General features: G+C 64.7%; 11 protein-coding genes. 4 read left to right on the top strand and 7 right to left on the bottom strand.

The genetic code is table 11. From position 1 onward, the window contains the following. The first annotated feature begins 42 nt into the window (after nt 1–42). The 4 genes from CEQ44_RS08025 to CEQ44_RS08010 all read left to right on the top strand — a co-directional run bounded on the left by CEQ44_RS08025 (nt 43) and on the right by CEQ44_RS08010 (nt 5,450). On the top strand, nt 43–2,337 hold the full coding sequence (locus CEQ44_RS08025; protein ID WP_088184255.1) for a bifunctional diguanylate cyclase/phosphodiesterase: 2,295 nt from the start codon (nt 43–45) through the stop codon (nt 2,335–2,337). 160 nt (nt 2,338–2,497) lie between these two features. After that, a complete protein-coding gene (locus CEQ44_RS08020) occupies nt 2,498–3,679 on the top strand; it encodes a M23 family metallopeptidase (RefSeq protein WP_176400322.1) in 1,182 nt (393 codons plus the stop codon). Beyond that, the gene (locus CEQ44_RS08015) at nt 3,618–4,043 is read left to right on the top strand and encodes a polymer-forming cytoskeletal protein (RefSeq protein ID WP_088184254.1); all 426 of its coding nucleotides are present in this window, start codon (nt 3,618–3,620) and stop codon (nt 4,041–4,043) included. The genes CEQ44_RS08020 and CEQ44_RS08015 overlap by 62 nt, the downstream gene beginning before the upstream one ends. A 381-nt stretch (nt 4,044–4,424) precedes the next feature. Continuing rightward, nucleotides 4,425–5,450: an IS110 family transposase gene (locus CEQ44_RS08010; RefSeq protein ID WP_088201808.1), complete on the top strand. Its 1,026-nt coding sequence runs from the start codon at nt 4,425–4,427 to the stop codon at nt 5,448–5,450. A 110-nt stretch (nt 5,451–5,560) separates the two neighbouring features. Here CEQ44_RS08010 and CEQ44_RS08005 read toward each other — a convergent pair whose 3' ends face one another. From CEQ44_RS08005 to CEQ44_RS07975, 7 genes are all read right to left on the bottom strand, one after another. Next, nucleotides 5,561–7,123, bottom strand: a complete 1,563-nt coding sequence (locus CEQ44_RS08005) for an IS66 family transposase (RefSeq protein ID WP_088185653.1) — start codon at nt 7,121–7,123, stop codon at nt 5,561–5,563. A gap of 51 nt (nt 7,124–7,174) precedes the next feature. Then, nucleotides 7,175–7,522 carry an IS66 family insertion sequence element accessory protein TnpB gene (gene tnpB / locus CEQ44_RS08000; RefSeq protein WP_006957496.1) on the bottom strand — a complete coding sequence of 116 codons (348 nt, stop codon included), beginning with the start codon at nt 7,520–7,522 and terminating at the stop codon, nt 7,175–7,177. Then, nucleotides 7,519–7,899, bottom strand: a complete 381-nt coding sequence (locus tag CEQ44_RS07995) for a transposase (protein ID WP_088185654.1) — start codon at nt 7,897–7,899, stop codon at nt 7,519–7,521. The genes tnpB and CEQ44_RS07995 overlap by 4 nt, the downstream gene beginning before the upstream one ends. Nucleotides 7,900–8,221: 322 nt before the next feature. Beyond that, nucleotides 8,222–8,719, bottom strand: coding sequence for a hypothetical protein (locus CEQ44_RS24710; RefSeq protein WP_140419374.1), 498 nt, complete (start codon nt 8,717–8,719; stop codon nt 8,222–8,224). Nucleotides 8,720–8,781: 62 nt separating this feature from the next. Further along, a complete protein-coding gene (locus tag CEQ44_RS07985; protein ID WP_088185185.1) occupies nt 8,782–10,290 on the bottom strand; it encodes a YifB family Mg chelatase-like AAA ATPase in 1,509 nt (502 codons plus the stop codon). 43 nt (nt 10,291–10,333) lie between these two features. Then, on the bottom strand, nt 10,334–11,038 hold the full coding sequence (locus tag CEQ44_RS07980; protein ID WP_088185184.1) for an RlmE family RNA methyltransferase: 705 nt from the start codon (nt 11,036–11,038) through the stop codon (nt 10,334–10,336). Next, the gene (locus CEQ44_RS07975) at nt 11,035–12,156 is read right to left on the bottom strand and encodes a Ppx/GppA phosphatase family protein (protein WP_088185183.1); all 1,122 of its coding nucleotides are present in this window, start codon (nt 12,154–12,156) and stop codon (nt 11,035–11,037) included. The genes CEQ44_RS07980 and CEQ44_RS07975 overlap by 4 nt, the downstream gene beginning before the upstream one ends. Nucleotides 12,157–12,334 lie beyond the last annotated feature (178 nt).

Raw genomic sequence — 12,334 nt, 5'->3', positions numbered from 1 at the left:
TTAATGACCCTATCATCACGCTCCGCTCAGCCTGGACGCGATGTGACGATATTATCCCCTTATACCGGCGAATTTCGCGATACTGAGCAGGAATCGACGTTCCAGGCCGAACGACTGCCCGACACGCGTCGCCATGCCAGAACGCTCTTCATCCTCTCGGCGCTGCTCAATATGATCTTTCTGGTCAGCGACTGGCGATTTGTCGGCACGCCCCATTTCTGGGTCGCCATTCCGGCCCGACTCGCCGTGGTCGCGGGGTCGCTGCTATGCCTCGCGCTGTGGCGCCGCACGCGCACCTTCCCGGCGCTCGAACGGCTCTGCTTCCTGTGGCAGGCGATCACCGCGATCGGCGTCGCCTTGCTCGTCAGTTCGCGCAGCGACATTGCGCTGTTCGTCCTCGTCATGTTGCCGCTCGTCTTCTATCTGGTGGTGCCCACCAGTTTTCGCGGCAATGTCGGCGGCGGCCTGGCCTGTGCGATCGCGATGCTGATCGGCTATCTCGCCCCCGCGCCGCACAGCCGGACCGCGATCGGCATGATCCTGGCGATGCTGATCCTGCATTGCGGCATGTGGATCGCCATCATCCGCCACAATCGGTTGCAGCGCCAGGAATGGACCGCCAGTCAGATGGCCCAGGCAGCGCAGGCGGCTTTGACCAACAGCCTTGATGCGATGGAACGGATGTTCATGGCGGTGCCGATACCGTTGCTGGTCACGCGGCATGACGGCAGCATATTGCGTCTGAACCGGGCGGCGCAGGACGCCTTTGCGCCGGCTGGCGATATCCCGCTGGCGCATGTGGAACAGACCTATGTCGATCTGCCGGTTCGCGACCAGTTGTTCACGCTGTTGCAGCGGGAGACGCAGGTCGACAATTTCGAATGTCGCCTGCGCCGGGCGGACGGCCATATCCGCGATACGCTCCTGTCGTCGCGCCCGATCGTCGTGAACGACGTGCCCTGCATCGTGACCAGCGTCGTGGACATCACCGAACGCAAGGAGGCCGAACTGCATCTGGAGCAGCTGGCCATGACGGATGCGCTGACGGGCCTCGCCAATCGCGCCCATTTCATGGCGGCGGTGACGCAGGCGACCACTGGTCCGGCCAGCCGGCTGGTGGATGCCGCGCAATCGGCGATCCTGCTGATCGACCTCGACGAATTCAAGCGGGTCAACGACACCGCCGGGCACGACGCCGGCGACGCCTTGCTGTGCGCTGTGGCGGACCGGTTGCGCCACGCGCTGCGGCCCGGCGACCTGGTCGCGCGCATGGGCGGCGACGAATTCGCCATATTGCTGACGCGCCTGCCCGGCGCCGACGCACTGGCGCCAATATTGGCGCGCATCGCCGACCATCTCCACGCCCCGCTCAGCTATCGCGGCCGGCCGATCGAGGCGCGGGCCAGCATCGGCGTGGCGCTGTTCCCCGACCATGGCGGCGATGTCACCGCGCTGGTCAAACATGCCGATATCGCCCTCTATCACGCCAAGAATAACGGGCGCGGGCGCGCAACCCTGTTCGAACCGGCGCTGCTCGCCAATTGGGAGCATGAGGCGACGATGCTCGACCGGGCGCGCCACATATTGGCGCACGAGCGACCCTGCCCCTGGTATCAGCCCAAGATCGACCTCGCCACCGGCGCGGTGGTGGGGTTCGAGGCGCTATTCCGCTGCCCCACCGACAGCGGCGCGACCATCATGCCGGCCGATATCGCCGCCGCTTTCGAACATCCCGAACTTGGCCCAGCCATCACCGCGCAGATGATCGACGGAATCTTGGCCGACTGCCGCCGCTGGCGCGACGCGGGCCTGCCCTTCGGCCATGTCGCCTTCAACGTATCGGGCGCGGACCTCAATGACGATGATTTCGCCGACCGGCTGCTCCGTCGCCTGTCCGACGCCGGGCTGCCGCCGTCAATCGTCGAACTGGAAGTGACCGAATCGGTGTTTCTGGGGCGCAACGCCGACCGGGTCGGCCGCCTGCTCGAACGGCTGAGCAACGCCGGCGTCGCCATTGCGCTGGACGATTTCGGCACCGGCTATGCGTCGCTGTCGCACCTCAAACAATTCCCGATCGACGTCATCAAGATCGACCAGCGCTTCGTGCGCGATCTGGAAACCGACCCGGACGACGCCGCCATCGTGCGCACCGTGCTCAATCTCGCCTACAGCCTGGGCATCCGCACCGTAGCGGAAGGGGTGGAGAACCAGCAACAGTTGGATTATCTGCGCGCCGGCGGCTGCCATATGGCGCAGGGCTATCATTTCAGCGCCGCCATCCCCGCCGCCGATGTAGCGGCGATGCTGCACCGCCAGAATCTATCCCGCAAGAGCTGAAACAAATCTCAAAATAATTATCTGACTCGGGGAACAAAAAGCCCGATCGATCATTTCGCCGCATCCATCCCTCGACTCGTCACGACTCCGCAACGATGGATTCGCGAAAAAGGCAAAGCTTTGCTACCGGCCGCATCGCTAGAAAAGAGTCGGGGTCGCATTGTCGCATCACAAGAAGAAGGGGCTCGCTCCCCTGCGGGAACGGCTGCTCGCCCTATGCCCTGAACGGGAGATTTTCCTCCGGTCCGGTGGCCAGGTGAAGTTCATCCGCATTTCTCGCCGTGCGCAGCTTGTCGCGATCGGGGTGGCGTCCGTCGCGCTGCTCGGCTGGGGCGGCATGACCCTGTCGATGCTGGCCGGCAGCGCCTCGGTCGCGCAGGAACGCGCCGCGCTGGCGCAGCAGGGCCGATCGGTCGCCACCGCCGCCACAAAGGTCGAGGGCTATCGCAAGTCGGTCGAGGATCTGGCGCAGGATCTCGAAGCCCGCCAGGACTTCATGGACGATCTCTACAAGACCCATTTCGGCGACCAGGACGCCAAAGCGCCCGGCTCAGTTATGGCCGCCCCGACCAAGACGGAAAAATCCGACGCGCTGACCGCCAAGATCAGCTTGGCGCCCGAAGCCGCGCCGCTGGTCCGGCTGGAGGCGCGCCAGCGTCAATTCGCCACGCTACTGACCGCCGCGGTCGAACGCCGCGCGGACAAGGCCGCCGCCGCGATCCGCAGCTTCGGCCTCAACCCCGACCATCTCGCCCGCAGCGCTGCCCGCGCCCAGGGTGGACCCTTCGTCCCGTGGAAGGGCGACAAGGGCGCGCTGACCGATGAACTGGAACGTCTGGCCGACGCCATGTCGCGAATGGAATTTCTGGAACGCAGCCTGCTCACCATCCCGTCGGGCCAGCCCACCGCCGCACCGATGCTGACCAGCAGCTACGGATACCGCCGCGACCCGTTCAACGGCCATGCCGCCTTCCATGCCGGCCTCGACTTCCCCGGCCGCTACGGCCAGCCGATTACCGCCGCCGCCGATGGCAAGGTCAGCTATGTCGGCCAGCGCCAGGGCTATGGCAATGTGGTCGAAGTCGAACATGGCAACGGCATCATGACCCGCTATGCCCACCTGTCCGGCTTCGCTGCCCAAGTGGGACAAAGGGTCGCGCGCGGCGACACGGTCGGCCGCATGGGATCGACCGGCCGCTCCACCGGCACCCATCTCCATTTCGAGGTCCGGCTGAACGGTCAGGCCGTCAATCCCCGTCCTTTTCTGGAGGCCCGCAAAGATGTTCTCCAAGTCCAGCAAGTCGCCACGGCCCGTTTCGCCGACGTCCGCGACCGGGGGTAAGCATATCCCCTTCTCGCTGATCGGCAACGACGTGACGATCAGCGGCAACCTGGCCGCATCGGTCGACCTGCATGTCGATGGCGTGATAGAGGGCGACATCAGCTGCGCCGCGCTGGTGCAGGGGCCAGAAAGCCGCATCACCGGCCACGTCACCGCGCAAAGCGCGCGTCTCGCCGGTTTGGTCGACGGGTCGATCGCCGCCGGGGAACTGGTGGTGGAAAGCAGCGCCCGGATCACCGGCGACGTCGTCTATGAACGCATCACGATCGAACCGGGCAGCCGCATCGAAGGCCGCTTCCGCCCCAAGGACAGCGACGCCCCGGCGGCAGAGCTGAAGCTGATCGCCAACGACAGCGCGGGGTAAGGTCGGCGCTAGAACAAGGGGCATTACCCCTTCTCCGTTCGGGCTGAGCGAAGTCGAAGCCCTCGCCTGAACGCAGTGAAGGCACTTCGCCAATGCTCAGTGTAGCCCTTCGACTTCGCTCAGGGCGAACGGTTGAGAGGATGCGCGTCCTCGCTTCTAAACATATTTGTCACTAGCCACGCCGCCAACACGGTCCTAATCCCCGCGCCGTCATCCCCGCGTAGGCGGGGATCTATCTCCAGCCTTTGCACCCTGTCGAAAGGTTGGGAGATGGGTTCCCGCCTTCGCGGGAATGACGGAAAGGGGTGATGGGGTGGACGCCCCCCGACGGTATCGATGTGCCAAAGTGGAGGTGTTGAACACCACTTGAGGGAGGCGTCCATGTCAGAAGTTAGCATAATCGGGTTGGATATCGCCAAGCATGTTTTTCATGCGCACGGTGTAGATGTGTCGGGCCATGTGCTTCTTCGCAAGAAGATCAGCCGAGCGAAGCTGTTGCCGTTTTTCGCAGCACAGCCGCGTTGCCAGGTAGTTCTGGAAGCATGCGGCGGCGCGCATCACTGGGCGCGCGAGTTGCTCAAGCTGGGCCATGATGTGCGGTTGATTGCGCCGGCCTATGTGAAGCCGTTCGTGAAGCGTCAGAAGAACGATGCGGCCGATGCCGAGGCGATCTGCGAGGCGGCCCAGCGACCAAGCATGCGGTTCGTGCCGGTGAAGACAGAGGAGCAGCAGGCGGCGGCAATGGTGTTCCGGGGCCGTGACCTGTTGGTGCGGCAGCGGACCCAGATCAGCAATGCCCTGCGCGGCCATATGACCGAGTATGGCTGGATCGCGCCCAAGGGGCTGGCCCATCTGGAAAAGCTTGCCGCGCTGCTCGCCGATCCATTGGCTGTTCCCCAGGGCGTGCGATCGGTCTGCATGCTTCTGCTCGACAGCCTGGCGATGCTCGACCGGCAGATCGCCGCACTCGACAAGGAGATTGTGCGCCGTTCGCGCGAAGATGCTCTCGCACGCCGGCTCATGACGATCCCGGGCATCGGTCCGATCACGGCAACTGCCATCCTGGCGCTTGCGCCGCCGTCGGGCACCTTCGCCAAGGGACGTGACTTTGCCGCATGGGTCGGCCTCACGCCGCGGCAGCACTCGACGGGCGGCAAGCAGAAGCTGGGTTCGATCTCAAAGATGGGCGAGCGAACGCTCAGGCGGTTGCTGATCATCGGCAGCAGCGCCGTGGTGTTGCAGGCGAGCAAGCGGGGCGCGCCCAAGGGATCATGGCTGGAGCAGATGATGGCGCGCAAGCCACGCATGCTCGTAACAGTGGCGCTCGCTAACAAGACAGCGCGCATCGTCTGGGCGCTCATGATGAAGAATGAGGATTACACTGCTCCGGTCGCAGCGGCGGCGTAAGCCAAAGCGGACCAGAGGTCGTCGGGGCGTAAGTCGGTCGAAGGAGGGTATGGCACAACAGTCGGCGAGACGGGGTCGGAAGAACGTAAGCGGGGCCTGGAGGCCGCAGATCAGGCGGCTTCGGCGATCGGTTGCTGATCTGGCCGCCAGTTCCACGGCATGAGTTCATCCCAGCGGGCAGCAGGCCATTCGCCCGCGATCCTGGCGATGACATCGGCGATGTAGGCCTGCGGTTCGAGGCCATTAAGTTTGGCGCTTTCGATAACGGAATAGATGGCCGCAGCCCGATCGCCGCCTGTTTTTGAGCCTGCGAACAACCAGTTTTTGCGGCCAAGGGCCACGCAACGCATGGCGCGCTCGGCTATGTTGTTATCAATCTCCAGGCGGCCATCGTCGAGAAAGCGCGTCAGCGCGATCCAGCGCTTGCAACCATAAGCGATCGCCTTGGCCATCTCCGACTTGGGCGAAAGACGGCGCAGGGCATCGTCGAGCGCCTGGCGCAGGTCGTCGATCAGCGGCTTGGTACGGTCCTGTCGGCTTCGTCGTCGGATATCGGGCTGGTGGCCGCGAACCTCCGCCTCGATCTCATAGAGTAGGCCGATGCGTTCCAGCAGATCAGTGGTGAGCGGTGTCGGCTTGGTGGCGTGGATGTCGAAGATCTTGCGACGAAAATGCGCCCAGCAGGCGACCTCGGTGACGCGGTTGGTGTCGTAGAGCTTGTCATATCCGGCATAGCCATCCGCCTGGAGATAGCCGGTGAAACTGGCCAGCTGCCGTTGGGGATGTGCGCCTGTCCGGTCGGTGGTGAACTCATACCAGACCAGCGGCGGGGTCATGGCACCGCAGCCCCGATCGTCGACGGCATAGGCCCAGAGCCTGCCAGTTGCCGTCTTGCCACGTCCCGGATCGAGCATGGGGACCGGCGTATCGTCGGTGTGGATCTTTGAAGCGGTCAGTCCGACCTCGCGGATACGGCTAATGATCGGATCGAGCAGCACGGATGCCTGGCCGACCCAGCCTGCCAGCGTCGAGCGGTCGATCTCGATGCCCTGCGCGGCCATGATCTCGGCCTGGCGGTATAACGGAAGGTGATGGTCGAACTTGGAGACGACGACATGGGCCAGGGTGCTGAAGGTCGCCTTGCCCCGCGCTATCGCCTTCACCGGCGCGGGCGCTTGCACGATCTTCTCGCAGGCCCGGCAGCTATATTTGGGGCGGATGGTCCGAACGACGCGCCACTGCACCGGCACGGCATCGAGCATCTCGTCGCTATCCTGCCCCAGCGGCCGCAGCGCGCCGCCGCAGTCGGGACAGGTGCAGTTACCCTGCTCGGGCTCGATCCGCTGCTCCTCGCGCGGCAGATGAGCTGGCAGCGTCCGAACCGGTGATGGCCGATCGACGGCTACCGGATCGCCTCGACGCGCGGCGGCGACGATGGCCTCGCCTTCGAGTTCTTCAAGGGCCAGCTCAAGCTGAGCAATCTGGGTATCGAGCTTCTCGGACGACTTGCCAAACTGCATCCGCTTGAGGCGCGCAATCTGCACGCGCAGCGTATCGATCAGGATGTCGCGGGCGGAAATATCGGCGTGGGCAGCTGCCAATGCAGCTTCAAGCTCGGCGATCCGAGCGTCTTTATCAGGGGTGGAAAGGCCTGCGTCCGACACCACGATCATATAGCAGATCGATGGTCGAAACGCTAATAAAAGCACCAGAAAATGGGCGTTTTACCCCGCCAGTGAAGGAGTGAAAGTGCGTTCAGGTCGCCGCCAGTCGATGCCTTCCAAGAGCATCGAAAGCTGCGCCGCCGTCATCACCACCGACCCCGTCTTGGTCGACGGCCACACAAAGCGCCCCCGGTCCATCCGCTTGGAAAACAGGCACATGCCCTGGCCGTCATACCAGAGCAGCTTCACCAGATCGCCGCGCTTGCCGCGAAAGGCGAATAGCGCGCCGGAATGCGGGCTTTGCTCCAGGACCTGCTGCGTCATCACGGCAAGGCCGTCAAAACCCTTGCGCATGTCTGTCGCGCCGCAGGCCAGGAATATTCGCGTCGATGGTGGCAGCGGGATCATCGTGTCAGGATACCGATCACCCGCGACAGGGCATCGGCATCGACCGTGGCATCCACGCTCACCCTGATACCCGAAGGCAACTCGATCCCGATCAAGCCGGGGACGAGCGGTGCAATGGGAGCGGGCAACGCTGGCGGCTCGCTGATCCGGACCTCAGCGAAGGCTGGCTCGGGCAGCTTGCGAACCCCGGCAAGCTCACCGGACATCGCCTGTCGCCGCCATGTGTAGATCGAGCCGCTGCCGACATCATGGCGTTCACAGGCCGCGCGCACGCAGCCCTCCGGGCCAAATGCATCCCGCAGCACGGCCAGCTTCTGATCCACCGTCCAGCGCCGCCGGCCCGACACGCGGCTAACGACTTCTATCCGACTACTCATACGACCGCTCGTATGAGTAGTCGCTGCACAGCTCGCTGAATCCCCGATCTCGTCCGACACCCGCCACCCCCGCTCAAAGAGCGGCAATCATCCCGGCGAATGCCCGGCATGCAAGGCGGCCGTCAGACCCCGCTTACGGAAGAACCAGGGCTAACCACCGTGCTTCATCAGCACGCTTAGGGTGATGTGGTTCCGATCCGCGAACTCCCATACGGGCCCGCAGCCTTCATCGCTGCATCAGAGGCCGGACAGATGGCAGCATCCGACTACGCGCCAAATACTCCAAATTACCGCTTGCGTCGCGCGGGGCGTCCACAGATGGTTATCCGAGTGTCTGCTTTTGGTCGCACCGAGTGTTATTCGCACGTTCGTAGCTCATGATAGTGCGATCGTCAGCGTAGATTTGAAAGCGAAAGAGGTGGCTTTCATCGAAAATACCGTAGCTACGGTCCCCGTCGATTTTATAGAAACTCAAGGATAGTCCGCCCTTACGATCTGCCACGTAATACCGGTATCCATCTTGTTCTCTTGCCAAGTTCAAAGGAGCTTTGATCGACAGCACTATGCCCATTTTGCTCCGAACGAGTTTGAAAGGCAGCGTTAGCTCACTCTTTTGGACGGCATGGAAACCAGCATAATTAAGTAGAATTGGAGGGGCGCTCTTTGAAACGTAGCAGCCAAAGCTCCATTTTACATCTGGATCAGGGATCGGAGGTGGTCGGGTAAAACTCCAGCCAACAATGCCCCCCATAGTCAAGATCGGTCCTGCAAGAAGCAGTAACTTAAAACTTCTGTCACCATAGGCGTCGCTAAATCCCATGAGATAGCTTTAGCATAGCTTCCAAGGTCTGCTAGCACCCGCTTCCATCCACAACCACCTCCTCAATTCACCGGTGCCCTTCGCCGATAGCTCAGCGCCTCCGCCACATGCACCCGCCCGACCCGTTCCGCGCCCGCCAGGTCGGCGATGGTGCGCGCCACGCGCAGCACGCGCGTATAGCCGCGCGCCGACAGCTTCATCGCCGCGGCCGCCTGTGCCAATAATTGCCGCCCCGGCTCGTCCGGCCCGGCGACCTGCTCCAGCCGCTCGCCATCCACCTCGGCATTGGTGCGCGTCTTGGTCCCGGCATAGCGCGCGGTCTGCACGCTGCGCGCTGCCGCAACCCGCGCCGCGACCTCGGCCGATCCTTCGGCGGGCGGCGGCAGCACCAGGTCGGCGGCCGTCACCGCCTGCACCTCGACATGCAGGTCGATACGGTCGAGCAGCGGACCCGACACCTTGGCCTGATAATCCGCCGCGCAGCGCGGCGCGCGCGAGCAGGCCAGCGCCGGATCGCCCAGATGCCCGCAGCGGCACGGGTTCATCGCCGCGATCAATTGTACCCGCGCCGGGAAGGTCACATGCGCATTGGCCCGCGCCACCGTCACCTCCCCCGTCTCCAGCGGCTGGCGCAGCGAATCGAGCACGGTCCGCTGAAACTCCGGCAGTTCGTCCAGAAACAGCACGCCCAGATGCGCCATGCTGACCTCGCCCGGCCGTGCCTTGAGGCCCCCGCCGACCAAAGCCGCCATCGACGCACTATGATGCGGATTGCGGAACGGCCGCGCCCGGCTGATCCGTCCGCCCTCCAGCGTGCCCGCGACGCTCGCCACCATCGAGCTTTCCAGCGCCTCGGACGGCGTCATGTCGGGCAATATCCCCGGCAGGCAGCTTGCCATCAGCGATTTGCCCGCGCCCGGCGGCCCGACCATCAGCAGATTATGCCCGCCCGCCGCCGCAATCTCCAGCGCGCGCTTGGCGACCTCCTGCCCCTTGACCTGTTTCAGGTCCGCGCCGCGCACCGGCGCTTCCACCACGCCCGGTTGCGGCGCCGACAAGGCCGACGTTCCCTTAAAATGGTTGAGCAAACTCAGCAAATCCGGCGCAGCGACGACCTCGACCTCCCCGGCCCAGGCGGCCTCGGCCCCCTGCGCGACCGGGCAGACCAGCCCCATTTCCTGTTCGCCTGCATGGAGCGCCGCCAGCAGCACGCCGGGCGAGGGCGCCGTCCGCCCATCCAGTCCCAGCTCGCCCACGACCACATAGCCCGCCAGCGTCTCGGCATCGATCACCCCCATCGCGCCCAGCAAAGCCAGCGCGATCGGCAAGTCGAAATGCGATCCCTCCTTGGGCAGGTCGGCGGGCGACAGGTTCACCGTGATCCGCTTGGGCGGCAACGACAGGCCGATCGCGGCGATGGCGTTACGCACCCGCTCGCGGCTTTCGGCCACCGCCTTGTCGGGCAGGCCGACCAGGATGAAATTGGGAAGGCCCGGCACCAGCTGGCACTGCACCTCTACGGCGCGCGCCTCCAGCCCCAAATAGGCGACCGTCGATACCGTTGCGACCAAAAATGCCCCCGTTTCTCCGCTGCCCCGTCAGTCCATCACTGAACTATTCTTCTATCGGCTCTCCGGCCCGGCCCCTTGCAGGCTCGTCCGGCCGCCCTTTGAACCCCTGCGCCACAACATACCATTCGACGCTGCCCTTGCGGCTGGCCGGCGGCTTGGCGTGCTTGATCGTCGTGAAATTCTTCTTGAGCAGCACCAGCAGCTCGCCGTCGGTCCCGCCCGCGAACACCTTGGCCACAAACGTCCCGCCCTTGCGCAGATTCTCCACCGCGAACCAGGCTGCGGCCTCGACCAGGCCCATGGTGCGCAGATGGTCGGTCGCGGCATGGCCGACCGTATTGGCCGCCATGTCGGAAATCACCAGGTCCGGCGCATCGCCCAACGCATCGCACAGCATCTGCGGCGCCTTGTCGTCCATGAAATCCATTTCGAACAGGGTCACGCCCCCGATCGGGTCCACCGGCAACAGGTCGATGCCCACCACGGCCGCCTTGGGCGCCAGCTTGCGCACCACCTGTGCCCAACCGCCGGGCGCAACGCCAAGGTCCACGACCGCCTTCGATCCCTTTATGAAGTGAAATTTTTCGTCCAGCTCGATCAGCTTGAACGCGGCGCGGCTGCGCCACCCTTCCGCCTTCGCCTTTTTGACATAGGGATCGTTCAGATGCCGCTCCAGCCAGCGCACCGACTGCGCCGTGCGCCCCTTGGCGGTCTTGACCCGCACCCTGCCTGCGCCAGCGCCCCTCACATCATGCCTCCGTCGCGGTCCATCAGGCCGCGCAATATGCCTTCGCGAATCCCCCGATCGGCCACGCCCAGTCGCGCGGCCGGCCAGATGTCGAGGATCGATTCCAATATGGCGCAGCCCGCCACCACCAGGTCGGCGCGCTCGGTGCCGATGCATGGTAGCTTCTGCCGCTCCGCCAGCGCCATGGTGGAGAGCCGCTGCGAAATGGCGCGCATCGATTCGCACGGCACGATCAGCCCGTCGATCGCCTGCCTGTCGTAGCGTGGCAGGTTGAGGTGCAGGCTGGCCAACGTCGTTACCGTGCCCGATGTGCCGAGCAGGCGGATATCCTCCGCCCCCTGTGGCAGGCGCCGGGCGAGCGGCGCGAAAGCCTCGCTCACCCGCGCGCGCATCCGGTCATAGGCGGCCAGCCGTTCCGCCCTATCGCCATGATCGAACGCCTCGCTCTCGGTCAGCGACACCACGCCCCAGGGGGCGCTCACCCAATCGACGATCCGCGGCGCACCGGCCGATCCGCTGGAATCGACCAGCACCAGTTCGGTCGATCCGCCGCCAATGTCGAAGATCAAAGCCGGCCCGTCGCCCGGCTCCAGCAACGCATGGCACCCCAGCACCGCCAGCCGCGCTTCCTCCTGCGCACTGATGATGTCGAGCGCGATGCCCGTCTCGCGATAGACGCGCTGGATGAATTCCGTCCCATTCGACGCCCGGCGGCAGGCTTCGGTCGCCACGGATCGGGCCAGCGTCACATGCCGACGCTTCAGCTTGTCGGCGCAGACGGACAGCGCCGCGATCGCACGGTCGATCGCCGCATCGCTGATCCGGCCGGTGGCGGCCAGCCCCTCGCCCAACCGGACGATACGCGAAAAGGCGTCGATGACGATGAAGCCGTCGGCGGATGGCTTGGCGATCAGCAAGCGACAATTATTGGTGCCCAGGTCGATCGCGGCATAGGATCGACGCTCGCGCGCGCCATGGGGCGGAAAACCCCGTTGCGTCGACGGGGGCGGAATGGCCGCAGCCTTGCTCCCATCGCCCGGACCGGGACGGGCGCGCTTGCCCGCATAACGGCCGGCCGGGCCGGAACTCTGCGGCGATGGGCGGCTCTGCTGCACCATGCCGTAACTCGCTTCTATAATCGCCAGCCGCCAAAGGGCGACCGGAACTTGCTCCCATGCTTAAGCAGATATGGGGCGTTGCGCAAGGCGCGGCCAGCACGGCCGCAGGCGCAAGTCTTAAGAAGGATTAAGGATAAAGCTCGCACACCCCCGCAAAAGCAGGTTCGTTTCGGATCAG

This window comes from Sphingobium sp. Z007, assembly GCF_900013425.1.
GTDB lineage: Bacteria > Pseudomonadota > Alphaproteobacteria > Sphingomonadales > Sphingomonadaceae > Sphingobium.
The sequence above is the reverse complement of the archived record's forward strand: the minus strand, read 5'-3'. Positions and strand labels throughout refer to the sequence as shown.